The organism is Geopsychrobacter electrodiphilus DSM 16401 (genome assembly GCF_000384395.1).
GTDB lineage: Bacteria > Desulfobacterota > Desulfuromonadia > Desulfuromonadales > Geopsychrobacteraceae > Geopsychrobacter > Geopsychrobacter electrodiphilus.
Map to the genome: position 1 here is coordinate 3,824,249 of NZ_ARWE01000001.1, position 19,017 is coordinate 3,843,265.

22 protein-coding genes are annotated in these 19,017 nt (G+C 54.1%); 13 read left to right on the forward strand and 9 right to left on the reverse strand.

Annotation, left to right across the window (positions count from 1 at the left end; all coding sequences use genetic code 11):
- Positions 1–232: 232 nt before the first annotated feature.
- The 4 genes from D888_RS0117965 to D888_RS22315 all read right to left on the reverse strand — a co-directional run bounded on the left by D888_RS0117965 (position 233) and on the right by D888_RS22315 (position 2,674).
- Positions 233–418 (reverse strand): multicopper oxidase domain-containing protein, encoded by a 186-nt coding sequence (locus D888_RS0117965; RefSeq protein ID WP_020677962.1) that lies wholly within the window; start codon positions 416–418, stop codon positions 233–235.
- Positions 419–878: 460 nt separating this feature from the next.
- Entirely contained in the window at positions 879–1,172 is a 294-nt protein-coding gene (locus D888_RS0117970; protein ID WP_020677963.1) for a hypothetical protein, read from the reverse strand.
- A gap of 18 nt (positions 1,173–1,190) precedes the next feature.
- A complete protein-coding gene (locus D888_RS0117975; protein ID WP_020677964.1) occupies positions 1,191–1,709 on the reverse strand; it encodes a glycine/sarcosine/betaine reductase selenoprotein B family protein in 519 nt (172 codons plus the stop codon).
- A gap of 38 nt (positions 1,710–1,747) precedes the next feature.
- On the reverse strand, positions 1,748–2,674 hold the full coding sequence (locus tag D888_RS22315) for a sulfurtransferase (protein ID WP_020677965.1): 927 nt from the start codon (positions 2,672–2,674) through the stop codon (positions 1,748–1,750).
- 1,022 nt (positions 2,675–3,696) lie between these two features.
- On the opposite strand from D888_RS22315, the gene D888_RS24255 reads away from it, so the two are divergent.
- Positions 3,697–3,984: a GSU3473 family protein gene (locus D888_RS24255; protein WP_020677967.1), complete on the forward strand. Its 288-nt coding sequence runs from the start codon at positions 3,697–3,699 to the stop codon at positions 3,982–3,984.
- A gap of 1,020 nt (positions 3,985–5,004) precedes the next feature.
- Positions 5,005–5,166: an NAD(P)/FAD-dependent oxidoreductase gene (locus D888_RS23795; RefSeq protein WP_020677968.1), complete on the forward strand. Its 162-nt coding sequence runs from the start codon at positions 5,005–5,007 to the stop codon at positions 5,164–5,166.
- Between the two features lie 103 nt (positions 5,167–5,269).
- On the opposite strand, the gene D888_RS0118000 is transcribed toward D888_RS23795, so the two are convergent.
- The 3 genes from D888_RS0118000 to D888_RS0118010 all read right to left on the reverse strand — a co-directional run bounded on the left by D888_RS0118000 (position 5,270) and on the right by D888_RS0118010 (position 7,637).
- Positions 5,270–6,883, reverse strand: a complete 1,614-nt coding sequence (locus D888_RS0118000; RefSeq protein ID WP_020677969.1) for a hypothetical protein — start codon at positions 6,881–6,883, stop codon at positions 5,270–5,272.
- A 44-nt stretch (positions 6,884–6,927) separates the two neighbouring features.
- A complete protein-coding gene (locus tag D888_RS24260) occupies positions 6,928–7,065 on the reverse strand; it encodes a hypothetical protein (RefSeq protein WP_020676582.1) in 138 nt (45 codons plus the stop codon).
- A gap of 101 nt (positions 7,066–7,166) precedes the next feature.
- Positions 7,167–7,637 (reverse strand): RT0821/Lpp0805 family surface protein, encoded by a 471-nt coding sequence (locus D888_RS0118010; protein ID WP_020677970.1) that lies wholly within the window; start codon positions 7,635–7,637, stop codon positions 7,167–7,169.
- Positions 7,638–7,927: 290 nt separating this feature from the next.
- On the opposite strand from D888_RS0118010, the gene D888_RS0118015 reads away from it, so the two are divergent.
- From D888_RS0118015 to D888_RS22330, 6 genes are all read left to right on the forward strand, one after another.
- Positions 7,928–8,509 carry an RNA polymerase sigma factor gene (locus D888_RS0118015; RefSeq protein ID WP_020676580.1) on the forward strand — a complete coding sequence of 194 codons (582 nt, stop codon included), beginning with the start codon at positions 7,928–7,930 and terminating at the stop codon, positions 8,507–8,509.
- Positions 8,506–8,961: an anti-sigma factor family protein gene (locus tag D888_RS0118020; RefSeq protein WP_020676579.1), complete on the forward strand. Its 456-nt coding sequence runs from the start codon at positions 8,506–8,508 to the stop codon at positions 8,959–8,961. Before D888_RS0118015 ends, D888_RS0118020 begins: the two co-directional genes overlap by 4 nt.
- A gap of 4 nt (positions 8,962–8,965) precedes the next feature.
- Entirely contained in the window at positions 8,966–9,184 is a 219-nt protein-coding gene (locus D888_RS0118025) for a hypothetical protein (protein WP_020677971.1), read from the forward strand.
- Positions 9,181–9,720, forward strand: coding sequence for a DUF3106 domain-containing protein (locus D888_RS22325; RefSeq protein WP_020677972.1), 540 nt, complete (start codon positions 9,181–9,183; stop codon positions 9,718–9,720). Before D888_RS0118025 ends, D888_RS22325 begins: the two co-directional genes overlap by 4 nt.
- Positions 9,721–10,021: 301 nt before the next feature.
- Positions 10,022–10,426, forward strand: coding sequence for a hypothetical protein (locus D888_RS23420; RefSeq protein WP_020677973.1), 405 nt, complete (start codon positions 10,022–10,024; stop codon positions 10,424–10,426).
- Between the two features lie 116 nt (positions 10,427–10,542).
- Positions 10,543–11,400, forward strand: coding sequence for a transporter (locus D888_RS22330; RefSeq protein WP_020677974.1), 858 nt, complete (start codon positions 10,543–10,545; stop codon positions 11,398–11,400).
- On the opposite strand, the gene D888_RS0118045 is transcribed toward D888_RS22330, so the two are convergent.
- Positions 11,397–12,113 carry a copper resistance protein B gene (locus D888_RS0118045; protein ID WP_020677975.1) on the reverse strand — a complete coding sequence of 239 codons (717 nt, stop codon included), beginning with the start codon at positions 12,111–12,113 and terminating at the stop codon, positions 11,397–11,399. The genes D888_RS22330 and D888_RS0118045 overlap by 4 nt on opposite strands.
- The gene (locus tag D888_RS0118050) at positions 12,110–13,954 is read right to left on the reverse strand and encodes a copper resistance system multicopper oxidase (protein ID WP_020677976.1); all 1,845 of its coding nucleotides are present in this window, start codon (positions 13,952–13,954) and stop codon (positions 12,110–12,112) included. The genes D888_RS0118045 and D888_RS0118050 overlap by 4 nt, the downstream gene beginning before the upstream one ends.
- A gap of 270 nt (positions 13,955–14,224) precedes the next feature.
- Here D888_RS0118050 and D888_RS0118055 point away from each other — a divergent pair, with 270 nt between their 5' ends.
- The 5 genes from D888_RS0118055 (at position 14,225) to D888_RS0118075 (ending at position 19,005) form a co-directional block, all read left to right on the forward strand.
- Complete coding sequence (locus D888_RS0118055; RefSeq protein ID WP_020677977.1) at positions 14,225–14,650, forward strand: MerR family DNA-binding protein; 426 nt, start codon at positions 14,225–14,227, stop codon at positions 14,648–14,650.
- Positions 14,651–14,668: 18 nt separating this feature from the next.
- Entirely contained in the window at positions 14,669–14,815 is a 147-nt protein-coding gene (locus D888_RS24385; protein ID WP_020677978.1) for a hypothetical protein, read from the forward strand.
- A gap of 76 nt (positions 14,816–14,891) precedes the next feature.
- Positions 14,892–17,510: a heavy metal translocating P-type ATPase gene (locus D888_RS0118065; protein WP_020677979.1), complete on the forward strand. Its 2,619-nt coding sequence runs from the start codon at positions 14,892–14,894 to the stop codon at positions 17,508–17,510.
- Between the two features lie 72 nt (positions 17,511–17,582).
- A complete protein-coding gene (locus D888_RS0118070; protein ID WP_020677980.1) occupies positions 17,583–18,737 on the forward strand; it encodes an NAD(P)/FAD-dependent oxidoreductase in 1,155 nt (384 codons plus the stop codon).
- A 10-nt stretch (positions 18,738–18,747) separates the two neighbouring features.
- Positions 18,748–19,005: a DUF5676 family membrane protein gene (locus tag D888_RS0118075; protein ID WP_020677981.1), complete on the forward strand. Its 258-nt coding sequence runs from the start codon at positions 18,748–18,750 to the stop codon at positions 19,003–19,005.
- Positions 19,006–19,017: the final 12 nt, after the last annotated feature.

The window sequence follows — 19,017 nt, forward strand, 5'->3', positions numbered from 1 at the left end:
AATGGAATCGGTTCCTTTCGATACTGGCGGGTTTAACCTCAGAAGCGGATCTGCGGCGTCCCTCCCCAGCGGTAATCTGAATGCCTTTGCGCCCGCATGGTGAAGTCCTTGCTCAGGATGTCGGCCCGCCCCCAGGCGTACCATTAATTCTGGTAGGGCTTCGGCCTGAACGCTGCCACCTGGGGTGGCAGGGTGGAATTGTCATATCTGACGCCCCGGGTCATACCACTCCTCATACGGTTAGGAGTTGGTTGTAGAAGAACCAGTCGCCGACCTCGTTGACATCGAACTCAATAACCGTGGTTGACTGGGGGGCAACAAAGACGGCGTGCTTGAGTGGGGCGCTGGCCATCTCGTAACGCATCATCCAGAACAATGGCGGCCAGATCGAGGTCGAGACCGGCTCCCTGGGGGACAACTTTCCGGGTCCTGTTACCTCAGACCGGTGAAGGGAAGTGGACCATGGATACAAAATCAATTCCGGTCAATGATGACGAAGACTCACTGCGCAAGGTGATTGAATTCATCCTGTGCTAGGAAGGGTACCTTGTTTTCGATGAAGTCGGCGAATTGCCCTCGTTCTGCAGCAGAAACAGTTCCTGACGCTGCAGTAGCTCGGCATAGTGGGACTTGGCGGCGGCACCCACCCGGTCACAGTGCGGTGGGTCGCAGCGACCATCATCGACCTCAGGGCGCTCGTAGGTAAGATGAGCTTTCCTGAGGATATCTACTCGCGGCTGGCCAGCAGAGAAGGGATATCAACAAAGTTTTTGCAAGAAACGAAGTGGGGGACGGTCTCCGGGGCCGTGCAGGAACTGACAACCTTGCGGCGGATGTCGATTCAAAACCCCGCCTGCGCCACGGTAACCTCAATGGCGTCATTCCAATTCAGAATTTTCCGGCGGGCAATAGTCCCGGTATTGTTCGCGCCGCCAGCGAAACGGCAGATCGACGATCGTCCCCGGCAGCTCAGTTTGGTAAAGAGTGCGAAACGCCTCGTACAGTACCGCCCGCTGTTGCTCCCGGTTGCCAGGCTCTCCCAGAGGATGACCAAAGGGCCAGCGCAAAAAGACTGTACGCGGTGGCCTGACCTTTTCCGTGTATTCCCTGACGATCGAAACGCCGATCGTCGCAATCCCCCGTCGTTCAATTTCTCTTTGGATCAATCCCACGGATTGATTGCAGATCCCTCAAGCCGGTGTCAGCAGAACCACGTCGACCTTGTCTCGTTTCAGTCGAGCGGCGACCTCGTTCGCCGTCCTCTCAACCAGTGTTGCGATATGCCGCCCATCGATATGCCCCATGAAAGAGTAATGAGTCTCGGCCAGACCGCCGATGACCCCTTCATCAACAAGCTCTTGCACACGATCTAGGGGAAATATGATGTTCGGGTCCTTGCGGGCGTCGCCGTGATCATAGTAGTCGTGAGTGATGCGAAAGTCGGCGAATAGCGTCCCACCGTCAAGTTCCCGATAGCTCGGATCACCATCGGAATCCTGCATGTCGAAGGGTTGCTGATCCATATGGTGGATTCCCGATGTCGTCACCAAGGCGAGTTTGGCTTGGCGCAACGATTTCGTCGGTCGGACCCAGGGAATCTCACCCTCGCTCTCCCAGGGGCGGTAAGCAGCGACAAATCGTTCGGCCAGTCGCGGAAAGCGGGTAATGAGCCTTGCGATCAGACGGTTTTTGAGTCTAGCAATCGACATTTTTTACCGTTTCCTTAATCCAAGATAACAGATCGACCTCAGTTACCGGTGACCCTGGCTGCGCTTTCAAATCGCCCATCAGCATTGACAATCGGCAAGGAGGGGTCGTTGGCCCACTCAATCCAAGAGCCATCATAATTCTTGACGTTTTTGTAGCCAAGGCCAAGTAGAACCAGGGTTGCATAAGAGGACCTGACCCCGGTCTGGCAATGAGCGATGACCTCCTTGTCCGAGGTGATGCCACGGGATTTCAACAAGGTGACGATCTCATCTTGGCTCTTGAGGACTTTAATCCCGTCCTTTTCGGTTTGTAACTCGGTCCAGTTAAGATGAACAGCTCCGGGAATATGCCCACCCCGGTCGGCACGTACTTCCGTGCCGGCGAATTCTGCATCCCGCCGGGTATCCCAGATCACGACTGCCGGATTATCCAGTCTGGTGAAAACGTCGTCGGCCACTGCGCGCGAATCGCTGCACTCTGCCTCGGCGGGCATGCGGTAATCGGACGGTTTCGGATCTGGGGTGGGAAACAGACTGGTTTCGCGCCCCTCGGCGGACCATTTATCATATCCGCCATTCAGAACATAGGAATTACTATGTCCGTGATAACGCAAGGTCCAGACAAGGCGTGCGGCATAAGGATTGTCATCCTCGGCATAGGCGACGATGATCGTTTCGGGCGTAACCCCCAGTCGATTGAGTGTGGCGGTTATCACTGCTGTGCTTGGGACAAGGCTCTTGACCTGATGCCGAGTCTCGAGAAAAGACTCGCGGGGAACGTACTGTGCTCCCTCGATATGGCCGAGAAGAAAGAAAGGCTTTTTACGCACATCGACCACGACGACCCTGTCGCGATTTTGTGCCAGCCAATCGGTACTGACGAAAAAGTCATCCAGTGCGGCAAAACTTACACTCGGCAGAGACACCAAAAGAACCAGGACGACTAACCAAATTACGTGACGCATAACTCTCCTCCATTGTTGATAAATAGAGTGTAGATATACACGCGTAAAAACACAGCGTCAAGATTGTTTTTATGTATATAGTTCTCCATGAGTTTAATAGGAAAGATTTCAAAAGCCATCACATACAAAAACAGGAAACATCCTTTGAGTTTACCCATCCTCTGCTGTGCTCACCATATAACTCGCAGCCTAGCTTTGAGATTCCCTGTTTGCTGCAACACGTCATTTTAGGGGTATCGCACGCAGCGACACCTTTATCGGCGGCGCTGACCGTGAAGATGTCACCCAGCGATTGGCCCTGCTGACCACCGTTTAAGGCGGCCATCCTCAATGGCTTTAATGTGCTCTTTCGGGAGAAGCGCAAGTTTGGCTGCTTTCAGGCTTTCCTGCCGCTACGCAAAGCACTCATCGACCGGAACCGCCAACTCGACCGACGTTGTCCAAGGATCTGGGCGCTACCGCCGACCGGTCGCTGTAATTGACCTCATTTTGGACAGTACTATGATCAAACTCGATGGTTGCTGATATACCAAACAAGGCACAAGAAACGGCCTAACAGTAAAACCATCATGAAAACTATTCCCATGCGAAAGGACGTCTGACGCCTCCTGTTTTCAGACACAGCAAACTACCAAGGTAAATGTCTACCCAAGGGTTTCTTTATTGGCACGATAGCTGAAATGCATACCCATACCTTCTTTCAAAATAAACTAAAACCATGGACATGCCAGTGAACGTTTCAATTTTTATTATCAAGCATACCAACCCCTCGAATCCTAGTAGTCATGAGGCCTCAGCTTTTCAGGCGAAGCGGAATGGGTTAACTGTAAAAGGTGAAATGGAATCGATGACAGCCGGAGAAGCGTATATGAAATTGTCGAATATTCTCCAGTTTGCTATAGGAAATCCCACAATTCCAAACAAGATATTTCTGACAACACCCTAATTAAGCCGATACCTTCAGTGATATTGAGGCAAATTTTTGAAGGAACGACCGGGGGATACTAAAAAGGAGAATGCCGATGATGATTCGAATCCGGTACATGGACGGTCGGTTTGACATGGTGAAATCGACCCGACTTGACGATTTGATTAAAGCTGAAGGGATAGAGAGATTCAAACGTGCGAACGGTTGGGTTGTGCTCGGAAAAGACTCTGTTCGAGAACAAACTGAGCACGAATTTTATTCTGGAAGCGAAAGGCGTGAGATAGCAACCCCAAATGTGCTGAGAAGGGGGGATGGCTCCCCGATAAAAAAAATTTCTGAAACTGCGCATTTAGTTGTAAGCGCAGGATATTCGACTCCCTGAAGTGAGGTAAGGAAACCCGTGAGCATTTACGTCCGTGAAATGAGCCGAAATCCTTTCAATGATCGCTTTGTCAAAGACGAGATCTCATGAGTTTAGCTGCGATAAACTGCCTCGGTTGTGGAGCACCCGTCAGCCAAGAATATAAATTATGCTCACGATGCTGCGATCTTCTCGGCGTGATCAATCCCTCTGAAGGCTACTCTAAAGAGTCATCGTCTGAAAATTTGGAAGAGTCAGGCCTTGCTGACGTGCTACCACATGCTGATAGGACCTTTATTATTGGTTTTTTTGTATTAAGCCTCAGTTCAGTTGTCATACTGGGGTGGTTAGGGTTGACCTTAATGGTTCCGATGGGCCTCAAATTTGGTTCGCTGATGGGGTGCCTTTGTTAGTTGTTCGATTTCCTTGAGGGGGGAGATTTAAACCACCATAGAAGCGTAAAGGAGTTCAGATGAAAAAGTTTCTTCTAATTGCTGGAGTTTTGCTGATTGTAGGAGTCACCCTTACTTTAACCGGTTGTGTTCATTTTCCTTGGCACGGTATGGGCCATTAGAGAATTGACCCAAATTTCAAACCATTCCAGGCGGGCGATTATTAGCCACAGAGTGCTTATGTATTGTAAAAGCGTCAGGTAGTTTTGCGATCCAGCCACCTGGTTTGAATCGTTTCGGCCAGATGCTGCTTGCGGATGTTTTCCTATCCCGCTGAATCCGAAATCGTCCAAGCTCCCTTGAGTAGCTGTAACTGTGCGCTGACAAGCCCAGCCGATCCTTTACTATCTTAAGTAGCTTACGCTCCGGTTCCCCAGTCGGACAAAATTTTCAATGTGTCGAGCAGCCATGGCGGCGTTGGAGTGAAGTCCAAACTGTGAGGTCGTTCGCGTCGAATGTTTCGCGCTGCATCAACCCGGACCCTGATAGTTGCGGAGGATTCTGGCTCTTTTGTGCCAGAGAGCTCCTGATAGGTAATTCTGGAGACTTCAATTTACGGGTCAATACGATCAAGCTACGGACCTAAGAGATGATTACGGTTCTTCTGGATCATCGGTGGTGCGCAGATGTTTCGCTGAAGGATATCGATATGCGCAGCATGCGCTCGAAAAAGATCGCTAATCTTTACTTTGCCGGTGAGATGATCGATCTGGATGGGCCGACCGGCGGTTTCAACCTGCAGGTCTGCTAGTCAACCCGCTACCTGGCAGGGATCAGTGCGGCGAGTCGTGATTAAAAAAACGGGGGGCGCCAAACTTGGCCGCCCCCCGTTAAATTACCCTTTTTCCGCGTTTTTAAATCAGATGCAGCGGGCTCATGGCATGCATCAGTGCGCTCTTCTGCACATCTGTCAGCCCGCTAAGCCCCAGCATAACCGAATCCCGGTTAGCGAGATCAGCGGCGCTGATCGTGGCCATCGCGGCCGGGTCCAGCGGGGCCAGATTGGTCGCCATTTGAACATCAATCAGGTGAACCAGCATCAGGTCATACTGCAACTGCAGCAGGCTCTTGTCGGGACTCGTGGGGAGCAGGCTTAAGTCGGGAGCGATCGGCATGCTTGCTGGTGAGAGATCTGAGAGCTGGGTTGTCAACGCGCTGGTGACTGGGGTGTAGGTCATCCCCGCGACCGAAGGCAGCAGGTTGGTGCCAGCCACCATCATGGTCGACCAGTTCTGGAGTGGCCCGCCGATGCTGGTCTGCATCATCCCCAGATTCAAGCCAGCAAGGGTCGTACCTGTCATCATTGTCCCACCCATCATGCCGCCCATTCCGTTCATGCCACTCGCCATGGTGTCGAGCATAGTGCCGATCTGGGTGCCACCGTCAGTCGCAGTGTTAAAGTCGCCAAAGGCGTTATTCATCGCCGTTTGCATGTCGATCACCGCCGTATCAAGTGTGGCCTGGGTTGGCAGGATCATCGGATCGGCGAAGGCTTGCTGGCAGAAAGACTGCCGCGCGGTAACCATAGCGCTCTGCAGATTGCCCATCGCCGAGGTCAAGGTCTGGGTCTGGGTTGGGCTTGCGCCAACAACCGGCATGGCCGCGGCGTAACCGTTCATCTGGCCCAACATTTGCCGTTGTTGGGTGCCGGCCATGTAATTGGTCTGCATGGCGGCGAATTGGCCGGGTGAGAGACTGGCCAATGCGGTTGAGCTATCCATAGCCTGACCAGCCTGATCAAAGGCTGCAGCCAGCAGAGTCGGATCGATGCCGGCGGTGTTCCCGGCCTGCATCATCGCGGTCATCAGCTGAGCGTTTGCCAAACCGAATTTCCCGGCTGCGGTGTTGGTAACGGTGTCATCAACCGCGGTCCTGTTTTCAGCGGCAAAGGTCCGCATGGCATCAAGCAGGCCGTTCTGGAAGTTGGCCATCTGGGTTGCGGTCGCGCCGTTATTATTGAGATATGTAGCGAAAGCCGTGGCGGCGTCATGGGCTGCCTGACCAAAGCTGTCAGCATCTGCATCGAGCATGTTGCCGGTTGCAATCATGGTCAGGGGGAACATGGCGCGCAGCGCGGATTCACCGGTGCTGGTTGCGCCCATCATCGCCTGCAGGGCAGCCTGGGTCTGACGGTGGCTGATTTCACTCACCCCCATCTGCAACTGTTGTCCGGCTGTCGGCGCCGGGGCGAGGGACTGCCGCACCATCGTGCCGCCGTCCATGATCTGGATCATCAGAAATGGGGTGCTGCCGGAGTCAGGTACGTTGCTGAACTGAAAGCTGAGTTTGCCGTTCATGTCGCTGGTGGCGTTCATCTGTGCCACCGGCGTTGAACTCGGGACCCCCGCAGCAGAAACGCTGTGGAGCTGCACGGTATAGGCATGATTCGCGGTTAAAGCCATGGCACTGGTGGCGGTCATCACTGAAATCAGCAAGGCCATACTTAAAAAGGTCATTATCTTATTCATGTGGTTCTCCCTTAAAAGGATCGGGTTCAGGTTTCGTTTCATATTCACTGAGCGCTGCCGCTCAGGGTCGCACCGGTCGTGGCAGGCGTCGTTGAGCCGCCACCACCGCAGGCGCTCAGCCCTGTGATCAGGACCAATGCCGTTAGTATCACCAGTGCCATGTGCAAAGTTTTGTTCTTCATGGTTTCACCTCTTTAGATGTTTTGGATTGGTTAACTTTTCCGGGACAATCTGTCCCCATTCATCAGGGGCAGACATTCTGCCTCTGGGTGAAAACTATTTCTTATTTTACGATCTTCCAGCTGCCATCAGCGGTACGACAGGCGGTGCCATAGGCGCGGCTTTCTTGACCACCGATGACCACCGTTTGCAGGTATTCGCGGCAATAATCATTTTTGGCGGTCCGGAAGGTTTTTATTGGCGTCAGGCTTCCGCAGTGCTTATTGTCAGGGTTATTCCAGCTGTTTGTTTCCTGGCTGTGATTGTATTCCAACCCTTCCTGCAAGTTTTGATTCATCGCCAGTTTGTCTGCCTGGTCGAGTGAATGTCCCAACTCCTGACCAATCATGGCTCCGGCCAGTGTGCCGATCGCCACTGCAACCACGCTACCATGACCGCGTCCGAGATGAGAACCCAACAAGGCACCCGTCCCTGCCCCTAACAAGACTCCCCCCTGTTCTTTGGGCCCGACTCCGGGGGCACAGCCCGCCAGAATCAGAAGGACCAGCAGGGTCCAGATGAAAGCTCTATTCATAATCTTACTCCCTTTGCAATTTAAAAGTATCAGGCCGCTTTTGGCGCTTCAGTGTCTTTGACGATCGACCTCTGGAAAGGTTTACAAAAAAATATGGAATCATGATTTTTTGTTTCAAGGAGACGCTAGAGTGACGCTTTAAAAAAAATATCTACTGGGTAAACCTTTTATCCCCTTCAAGCGTCAAAGCTATAGATTCCGGTAGTGGCACTGATTTTCGTGATCTGAGTCAGTAGAATTGTTTCTCATGCAACATTGACGTACGAGGAAGAGGCGGATACGCTCTCTCGATGGATGCAGGTACCGAAAAAATTCTTTTGGCTCAGCTTCAGGCTGGAGATGAGAGCAGCTTCGAGGCGCTGGTCAACGCTAATTCAGCCCGCCTGATCGGGATGGCCTGGCGTATGGTCGGTAACCGCGAAGATGCCGAAGATCTGGCTCAGGAAGCTTTTATCCGGCTGCATAAGAATATTGCGAAGTTTCGTGGAGAGAGCAGCCTGTCGACCTGGCTGTACCAGATCCTCAGTCGTCTGGCGATTGATCATCTACGGCGGCAGAAGCTGAAGCAGAAGATTTTTTTCTTGCGCAACACTGAGGATGATCAGGATCCGTTGGAGCAGGCGGCCGATCCGGGTGCAAATCCGGGGGAAATCTACCTGGCCGGGGAGGCGGGACGAACAATGACCAAGGCGATGGATAAACTTCCGGCGCGACAGCGGATGGTTTTTATCCTGCGGCATCATGAAGGGATGCCGCTCAAGGAGATCGCCAGCGTCCTTGAGCTTGAAGTCGGGACGGTTAAGGCCCATCTTCACCGCGCCATCCATTTTTTGCGGAACGAGTTAAAAGACCTGCAAGGAGGTCTATCATGACCAGCAAAACACAATTAAACGCCTGCCCGACAGAGCAGCTCAGCCTGTTTCATTTTGGTGACCTCGATGACGCAGACAAGCTGCAGGTCGAACAACACCTGCAAACGTGTTCTCTCTGCCGTAGCGAACTTGCCGAAATACGGAAATTTTTAAATCTGGTGCCGACAGGCGTGCCCGAACTCACAGACGGTGAGCTGACGAATTTCAGTGCCCGCGTTATGAAAAAGTTGCCTCAGCGGCGTCGTTTCAGTCGACCTGCACTGGGCTGGGCATTGGCAGGAGCTCTGGTGATGACGTTGACCCTGAACCTGCGGCAGCAGATAGAACCGCCTGTCCCCGTGGTCACAACTCAGGTCGCCGAGCAGGAGGTGCTGGATCAGTTTGAACTTCTGCAGAATCTCGATCTGCTGGAAAACCTCGATCTGCTGCAACAACTCGCCAGCCAGGGATGACCAGATGAGAAAAAGTTTTTGCCTGTATTGGCTGGTGCTCTGCCTCCTGCTTTTCCCGGTGCATCAAGCCTTTGCCGCCGAACAGGGTGACGAACAAAAAAAAGAGCCAGAGGCTCAGGTCAATGCCGAGGATCAGCAGGTCATCGCACATATGGAGCTTTTGCAGCAGATGGATATGTTGAAAGATTTAAACCTACTGAGCGCCGGGGAGGAGAAGAAATGAAAATAGTCCGGATGATCATCTTCCTCGGGTTGCTACTGCTGTCGGTCAATGCGTTGGCGGTGGAGGGCACCGTTCGCCAGGGTCAGGCCGGAGTCAGGGCCGAAACGCCACTGAATGCGCAAGCTCTGCAGCGCTGGCAGCAGCTCTCACCCCAACAGCAGCAAGCCTTGCGCGAGCGCTATCAGCAGTATCAGGCGTTACCGGCAGAAGAGCAGCAGCAATTGCGTCAACGGTTGCAGCGCTTTAAGGCACTGGATCTTCAGCAACAGCAACGGATTCAGGAACGCTTTAAGCGCTGGCAAGCCTTGTCCCCCGAACGGCGCGAGCAATTGCGTCAGACGTATCAGAACTTCAGAAAGCTGACTCCAGAGCAACGACAGAAACTGCGTCAGGAACTGGAACAGTTGAAAGATCTGCCGGAGGCCGAGCGCGCCGAGCGTGCCCGGCAACTGCGGCAAAATTACATGGGCGGCCAGCACAATATGGGACCGGCAGGGGGAATGCAACGCCTGCCGATGCGGCGTATGGGGCATTAGCAGTGCTTCCCTCGACAGGTTGATAACCTTACGCGCCTCGGCTTCAGCCGGGGCGTTGCTGCTTCACAATTCCATTCGACAAAAACCAAATCTCGATATTTTCCCCTGTACCGAACTTTTTTGTAAACTAAATCCATTATCCCGCGTCTAAGAGACATGTCTGGACATTTAAGAAAATCAGGGTTGCAGAATATTCTGCCTGAATTCGGCCGCAGCTGCCCCTAAAAGGCGCAGATCTCTGAAACTGAGTACCACCAGAAAAGTTATTGTCCCCTTAATCTTGAATCCGTGGAGAAACAAAATGTTGATGAAAAAAATGTTTATCGTAATGATCGCGCTGGCAGTGAGTGTTGGTAGTGCAAGTTTGGCAACAGCTGGAAAAGGAGGAGGAGGTTCTCATGCGGGGAGTAGTTTTTCTCGAGGGCAAGGAAGTATGGTCCACTCCATGGGTGGCCAGTCTCAAACTCATACTGCTTCACGTAACATGAACCAGAACATGAACCAGAACATGAACCAGAACATGAACCAGAACATGAACCAGAACATGAATCAGAACATGAATCAGAACATGAATCAGAACATGAATCAGAACATGAACACGAATCAAAACATGAGCCGCAGTCAGGGCCAGATTCATGCGCAGGATGGAACTGAAGGTAATTCTAGATCTACGTCGTACAACGGAACCATGACATTATCGGATTAACGAATGAAAAATCAACAGATCTTGTTTGCGGACTAGATATCTTTCCGTATACTGAGAGGCAGTCGCGAGGTATGTTTTGACAGCCTCTCAGTATAGTTAAAATGGAGCAGCTAAAGATGACCTCATTGAACAATATGAAAACATGGGTTCTACTGCTAGGGATGGGTTTATTCTTTTGCCTCTCAACCAGCGCGCTGGGCGCACCCAATCCTCAGCTCTCCGTGAGCCTTGGGTTTGATTTCGCCAGTGGCAATTACGGCACGTCTCAGACGACCGACAGCTACAGTATCCCTCTGATCATCGGTTACTACCCCACAGAACGTCTCGATTTCTCGCTAGAGATCCCCTATCTCTATCAGAGTGCCGGTTCAACTGTTTCTCTGGGGGGGATACGTTTCCCGATGCAGACCTCCGGCTCCACCACGGGGGGCACTGCTGGTGGTGGCATGGGCAGCGGGAGTACAACCACCAGCACCAGCCAAACCAAATCGCAATCTGGGCTCGGAGATATTACCCTGACGACCGGTTATACCTTGTTGCCTGAATCCGCCACAACTCCGATGCTCCGTCCCCTGATTTATCTCAAGGCCCCGACGGCTGATAAAGACAAGGGGCTCGGAACCGGCGCCTTCGATTTTGGCGCTGGACTCAGTGCCGGCAAGGTTTTCGGCGACTGGTCGCTGTATGCCGAGACACTCTACGTGACACCTGGGTCGACGACGACCTACAATCCGAATAACTACTGGACCTATCAGGGCTCTGTCCGCTACCAGTTGACCCAAAAGCTGGATGCCGGGCTCGCACTCTCCGGGGCGACCACAGCCTTTGCTGGCAACCCCGATGCGTTGGAGGTGCAGCTGCAGTCCCGCTACCGGGTGTCGGAGCAGGGGAGTGTCGGCGCCTATCTGGGGCAGGGCCTAAGTAACAGCAGCCCCGATTATACCGCGGGCTTTTACGGGGCGGTCAGTTTCTAAAACCATAAGCGGACGCCCACAAGCAGCTGTGTCTCTTCTATACCGACCCCTTCGCTCCGGGCAAAGTCAGCGGTGTTCCCATAGACCCGGTTCCAGTTGATGCCGATGTAGGGGGCAAATTCGCGACGGATTTCGTAGCGCAGCCGCAGGCCAGCTTCAGTGTTTGAAATACCCTTGCCAATACCAACGGCTGGGTCATTCCTGCCATAAAAGTTCACCTCAAAATCTGGCACCAGCACCAGGCGCTGGGTCAGCATCAGATCATATTCGGCCTGTAGACGCAGCGCGGTACGGCCATTGGTGCCGATAAAGACTGCGCTGTCGATATCGAAGTAGTAGGGCGCCAGCCCCTTGAATCCCAACGCCAGCCAGTCGCGTTGCGGAGTCGGGCGGATGTCGCGCCGCCAGCCGAGCTGCAGATCCCAGAAGGGCGCAACCGCACGGCTGTAGAGTGCCTGTAGTTCCATCTCTTCCACCTGGCCGCTGATCAATGCACCATCGGTCTTGATCCAGAGTTTATGCAGGTCTTTGCCGATCCAGGCTTCGGCATCCCAGACCAGGGGCGTCGCTCCATCAGCATCGCGGACTTCCAACTGGTTGATCACCAGCTTGGTCAAGAGCGGATCATCTTCCATGCCGCCTGCAACTGACCCCATTGGGAATACCAGCGCCAGGATCAGCAGGCCAAGAGTGTATTTCAGACAGATTTTCATGCTCGCCCCCCCTCGCTGACAACGACTTTTCGGAACATCCCCAGCATGTGATAAAGCAGGTGGCAATGATAGGCCCAGCCGCCCATGGCGTCGGCCGTGACCAGGTAGCTGATTTTCGCGCCCGGCTGCACGATGACCGTGTGCTTGCGCGGCAGATGCAGCCCGTCGCCGGTTTCGAGCTCGCTCCACATACCATGCAGGTGCATCGGGTGGTTCATCATAGTGTCGTTGACAAAGGTGATGCGCAGACGTTCGCCGTATTTGAAGCGCAGCGGCTCAGCATCGGCGTATTTGACGCCGTTGATCGACCACATATAGCGGGCCATGTTGCCGGTCAGGTGCAGCTGGATCTCACGTTCCGGTTCGCGCTGATCGAGGGTTGGGGTGAGGTTGCGCAGATCGGCGTAGCTGAGCACCCGTCGGCCGTTGTCGCGCAGACCGACCCCCGGATCATCCAGGCGGTAGAGCGGTTGCTGCGCGCGGGCGTCGACCTGAGGGCCGAACTCGCTGGCCGCATGCACAATTTCGGCGTCGCTGCCGAGACCGGCCGGACCGCGCATTAGTATGTTTTTTGTCTCTTGTATGTCGGTGGCCGGGCTATCCTTCCCCATTGACATCTGCATGCCCGGCATCATCTGGTGCATGCCACCCATTCCACTTATCTGCCCCATAGCCAACATGCCGTTCATGTTCATCCCCATATCCTTATGGGTCAAAAGAGGGTAAGGATCAAACTCCGGCACCTCCGCGATCAGCCCGGGACTGGTTGTCAGGGTGCCACGGGCATAGCCGCTGCGATCAAGGGCCTGGGCGAAGATGCAGTAGGCACGATCATCTTTGGGCTCAACGATCACATCATAGGTTTCAGCGACTCCGATGCGGAATTCGTCGACCGTCACCGGTTCGATGTTCTGGCCGTCGGCAGCCACTACGCGCATTTTCAGCCCAGGAATGCGCAGATCGAAGAAGCTCATCGCCGAGCCGTTGATAATCCGCAACCGCACCTTCTCGCCGCGTTTGAACAGACCGGTCCAGCCGGAGACTGGGGTCTGTCCGTTCATCAGATAGGTGTAGGTGTAGCCGGTCACATCGGAGAGGTCACGGTCGCTCATGCGCATGCGGTTCCAAATGCTGCGATCCGTCCAGGTTTGATTTAGGCCCTTATCGCGGATGTCCCGCGCCAAATCGCCCGCGGTGCGTTCTGCAAAGTTGTAGTAACCACTCATCTTCTTGAGTTTTGCATAAATATCGGTCGGATCTTCATCGGACCAGTCTGACAGCATCACGACGTAATCACGATCGTAGCTGAAAGGTTCGGGCTCTTTGGGTTCGATAACGATCGGGCCGTAGAGCCCGGTCTGTTCCTGAAAACCCGAATGACTGTGGTACCAGAAGGTGCCGCTCTGCCGGACCTTAAAGCGGTAGTGGAAGGTCGCTCCCGGCGCAATCCCCTTATAGCTGATGTCCGGCACCCCGTCCATGCCGGTCGGCAGGATCAGTCCGTGCCAGTGGATGGAGCTCGATTCCGCCAAGTTGTTGGTCACATCCAGGCTGACCTCATCCCCCTCTTTCCAACGTAGAATCGGTCCCGGCACAGAACCGTTGACGGCTGTCGCCAGTCGTTCCTTCCCTGTGAAGTTGACCGCTTGTGGGGCGATGCTGAGTTTGAAGCGGTTCCCTCGCAAGGTCTGTTGTGCAGGTGATGATCCGCTTGCGGCGAGCAGACGTGATGGCGAAATACCCAGCCCGAGGATGGCTCCGCCAAAGGCCATTCCTTTTACAAATGTGCGACGCGGTAAGCGCAATTTATCAAACTGTTGCAGAATCTCATCAAATCGCATGCGAAGTCCTCCATAAATCAGGGCTAAATAATTGTCTCGTTTTCATGTTGGTAGCGCAATTGCATTATTAATAGCGAATGTTGCGTTTCCGGGCTTTTCCTCCCTGATTATGTCAGAGAATGCAGACTATTCAACAGATGACCGTGGATTATAACTCAATTGTTAATATTAATTCTCACCCTTGACTCTAGACTATGGTCAAAGGTTTAGACTTGAAACATCAGCACACAGGAACCTGAAACATTGATCAAAAAAAGCAGGAGGAACAGGATGTTGAATTCTTTGACAATTGGCAGGCTGGCGAAGAAGGCCGAAGTCTCTATCGACAGTATTCGCTTTTACGAGCGAAAGGGGCTACTGGCCGAGCCCCTGAGGACCGAGTCGAACTACCGGGTTTATCCGTTGGAGACCGCGGTCCGTCTGCGCTTCATCAAAAAGGCCCAGAACCTGGGCTTCTCCTTGAACGAAATCCAGGAACTGCTGGAACTGCAACAGAACCCGGCGGCCAGGAAGTCTGAGGTGAAGGCGAAAACGGCTGAGAAAATCAAGGCGATTCACTTGAAAATTCAGGATTTGAGCCAGATGCTCGGAGTGCTGGAGCACCTGAGCGCGGCCTGTGACGGCCTTGGTTCCATTGATAAATGTCCGATCCTTGAAGGCTTGGCCACAGATGACAGCCAAAAATGTCATCACTAACAAGAGTGAGGTGGAAATATGAATCCGACTTTAACGGATATCCTCTGGTATCTGGCACTCGGCGCGTTGTTTTTCATAATGATGAGAAAAGGCGGCTGCTGCGGTGGACACAAGAAGGAACAACAACAGAAATCCGACAACGGCAAGGAGATGTTGAAGAAGTAATTATACTCTTAAATATTACAAATAAAATTCACCAGTAACCTGGATTAAACCTATTACGAGGGTAGGGAGCAGACAGATGAATCAATATGGAGATAAGGGCCGTCACGCCATAGAGGATAAGTCGTATGTCGATCCGGTCTGCGGTATGAGTACCGCAGATGACATGGCGTTTAAACGTTATGAACTTGCGGGGCATTGCTTTTACTTTTGCAGTGAAAAGTGCCTTGGCAAGTTCAAGCAGTCACCTGATGCCTACCTGGTTGAGGAGACAGCCCCCGCCTTTGTTGACCCGGTCTGTGGCATGAGCACTGATGTAGAGGGAAAATTTAAACATCTTGAGCATGCGGGACACAGCTACTACTTCTGCAGTGACAAGTGTCTGGGAAAGTTTAAACAGGCCCCTTCAAGTTACTTGGACAAGGGGGGAGCTATGCCGGTCGTTGTCTCTCCCGCAGAGAAAGCGGCGACCTACAGCTGTCCGATGCATCCCGAGGTTGAACAGATCGGCCCAGGTCCCTGCCCTAAATGCGGCATGGCGCTGGAAGCACTGATCTCACCCTTGCAGACGACGCGCACCGAATACAGCTGCCCGATGCACCCCGAGGTGGTCGAGGCAAACCCCGGAAGTTGCCCCAAGTGTGGCATGGCGCTGGAAAGCCGGACCCTCGCGCTGGAGGAAGAGGAGAATCCTGAATACGCCGACATGCGCAGGCGGTTCATCTTTTCCGCCATCCTCTCGGTGCCGCTGGTGCTGATCGCCATGCGTCACATGCTCCCCGGCGGCCAGTTGATTGTCAATCTGGCCGCCGGCCGGGTTTTCAACTGGCTTGAAATGCTGCTCGCCACCCCGGTAGTGCTCTGGGCCGGATGGCCCTTTTATGTACGCGCCGTCCAGTCGGTGATCAACAGGAGTCTGAATATGTTCACCCTGATCGGTCTGGGGGTGTCGGTCGCCTACGGCTACAGCCTGGTCGGGGTGCTGATGCCGCAGATCTTCCCCGCCAACATGCGCAGTGCCGATGGAGCAGTCGGGGTCTATTTCGAGGCCGCCGCGGTGATCGTGACCCTGATCCTGTTGGGTCAGATGCTGGAATTGAGTGCCCGCAGCCGTACTGGTGCGGCGATCAAGGCGCTGCTCGGGCTCTCGCCCAAAACCGCGCGCCGGGTCAATGCCGACGGCAGTGATGAAGACATCCCCCTCGACCAAGTGCAGGCTGGCGATCACTTGCGCATCCGTCCGGGGGAGAAAGTTCCGGTCGATGGTCAAGTTGTTGAGGGGAGCAGCAGCGTGGATGAGTCGATGATCTCGGGCGAACCGATCCCGGTTGCAAAGCAGGCCGGAGACCCCCTGATCGGCGCCACCATCAACAGCAGTGGCAGCCTGATCATGCGCGCCGAAAAGGTCGGCAGCGAAACCCTACTGGCGCGAATCATCCAGATGGTCGCCGATGCCCAGCGTTCGCGAGCGCCGATCCAGAAGCTGGCCGATCAGGTCGCTGGTTATTTCGTACCGGTCGTCATCGCTATCTCCTTCCTGGCTTTTGTGGTCTGGATGATGGTCGGCCCCGATCCGCGCTTGGCCTATGCCCTGATCGCGGCGGTTTCGGTGCTGATTATCGCCTGTCCTTGCGCTTTGGGGCTGGCGACTCCGATGTCGATTATGGTCGCCACCGGCAAAGGCGCGGGCATGGGGGTGCTGTTTAAAAATGCCGAGGCGATTGAAACCCTGAGAAAAATCACGACCCTGGTGGTCGATAAAACCGGCACCCTGACCCTCGGGAAACCGAAGCTGACCGCCGTGATTCCAACCGCCGAAATGGACGAAAAGCGTTTGCTCTTTCTGGCCGCCAGCCTCGAGAAAAACAGTGAACATCCCCTCGCTGCGGCACTGGTCTCTGGAGCTAGCGATGAGGGGGTGACCCTGGCCAAGGCCGAAGGCTTCGATTCCCATACCGGAAAAGGGGTCTCCGGTAAGGTCGATGGCGTGGAGGTGCTGCTCGGCAATTCCAAACTGTTGCAGGATTATTCCATCGACTTTTCATCCCTCGCATCCCAGGCCGAAAAGATGAGCAGCGAAGGGCAGACAGTGATGTACCTTGCCGCTGCCGGCAAATTCGCCGGTCTGCTGGTGGTCTCCGATCCGATCAAGGAATCAACGCCAGAAGCGATACGCCAGTTACATGCCGAGGGGATCAAGATCGTCATGCTCACCGGCGACAACCGTGCGACCGCCGAAGCCGTCGGTAAACAGCTCGGAATCGATGAGATCGTCGCCGAGGTCATGCCGGATGAAAAGGCGGCGGTGGTCAAGAAATTTCAGGACGCCGGCGAACTGGTGGCCATGGCCGGTGACGGCATCAACGATGCCCCGGCGCTGGCCCAGGCGGAAGTCGGCATTGCAATGGGGACCGGCACCGATGTCGCCATGGAATCGGCCGGAGTGACCCTGGTTAAAGGTGATCTGACCGGTATTATCCGGGCGCGCAAGCTCAGCCGGGCAACCATGAGCAATATCCGCCAGAACCTGTTCTTTGCTTTTATCTACAATTCTCTGGGAGTGCCGCTGGCCGCCGGGGTGCTCTATCCGGTCTTCGGCATCACGCTCAGCCCGGTGATTGCCGCGGCGGCGATGAGTTTGAGCTCGGTGTCGGTGGTGAGCAACGCCCTGCGGTTGAGGACAGCGAAGATTGATTGAGCCGGGTGACATCAAGGCTAATGTCAATTTAGTACCCGTTCTGCCGGCCGGTGCACTAGAGCGGAGATGGAGATGAGGAGACCTTTAGAAATTATCGGTGCTGGTCCGGCAGGCTTGGCTGCCGCTCTAACCATTGCCAGGGCGGGAGGCAAGGCGATCGTTTACGAACGCCACTCCGATGTCGGTACTCGTTTTCATGGAGATTTTCAGGGACTAGAAAATTGGACCACCGGCGACGATGTTCTGGAAGAACTGGCGGAACTGGGGATCGAAGCCACCTTTGAATATCAGGCCTTTCGTGAATGTCTCTTTTTTGATGATCGCGGTAAGGAATACCTCTGTCGGTCGGCATTGCCACTCTGGTATCTGGTTCGTCGTGGTGGCGGGGCAGGGTCGCTCGATCAGGTGCTCAAGCAGCAGGCTCTGACCGCCGGTGTGGAGATTCGTTTCAACACGGAACATCGTCATTTGCCTGCCGGGGGTATTGTTGCCTACGGACCGCGCCGAACCGATGTTGTGGCTGCCGGCTATCTCTTTGAAACGGATTGTCCAGACGGAGCCTATGCCGTCGTTTCGGATCAAATCGCCCCGAAGGGCTACGCCTACCTGCTGGTCAGCGGTGGCCGTGGCACAATGGCCGTGTGTCAGTTTGCAGATCTGCGAAGCTGCAAAACCTACCTGGACAAAGCGGTCGATTTTTTCCAGAAAAAGATCGGACTACGTATGACAAATTCGAAATTTTTCAGCGGGTTCGGCAACATTTTCCCCTCGCGAAGGGCACGCAAGGGTCAACTGTTGTACGCCGGGGAGGCAGCGGGTTTTCAGGATGCACTTTTCGGCTTCGGTATGCGTTACGCTATGGTTTCGGGGCATCTGGCGGCACAAGCTATGCTGGCGGCCTGCCCGGAAGACTACGAGATTCTGCTTAAGCGGCGTTTCGAAAGCATGTTTAAGTTGTCCGTTGTGAACCGTTACATCTATGAAAGCCTTGGCACTCTGGGCTACCACAATTTGTTGCAACGTCTCTGCTCCGCCTCCGATCCCCGCGCCTGGCTGCAGCATTTCTACTGTTCCGGCCGCGTGAGAAAGCTGGCGTTTCCCTTTGTGCGACGAAGCACTGCGCACAAAGCAGAACTGGTCACCAGTTGCAAGGAGGGTTGCGACTGCATCTTCTGCAGGTGTCGGCCTGCGGTCCAGGCTAAATTGAGTGAGGGTGGTCTCAAATAAGGAGAACGGTATGGGATATCTCAATTGGAAAACCGTGGGTGTATCCGTTGGATTGTTTTTAGCGGTTAGTTACCTGCTGTGCGTAATCTATGATCTGATTTTACCTGGTCAGAATATGTATCTGGCCTGGAGCAGGCTACTGCCTGGTTTTAAGTGGCTGACCTGGGGGACGTTTTTCCTGGGGCTGATAGAGAGCTTTCTTTACGGGGTCTATTTTTCCCTGGTGTTTGTCCCTCTCTACAATTTTTGCAAAAAAAAGTTCGAATAGCCGGGTGGAGAA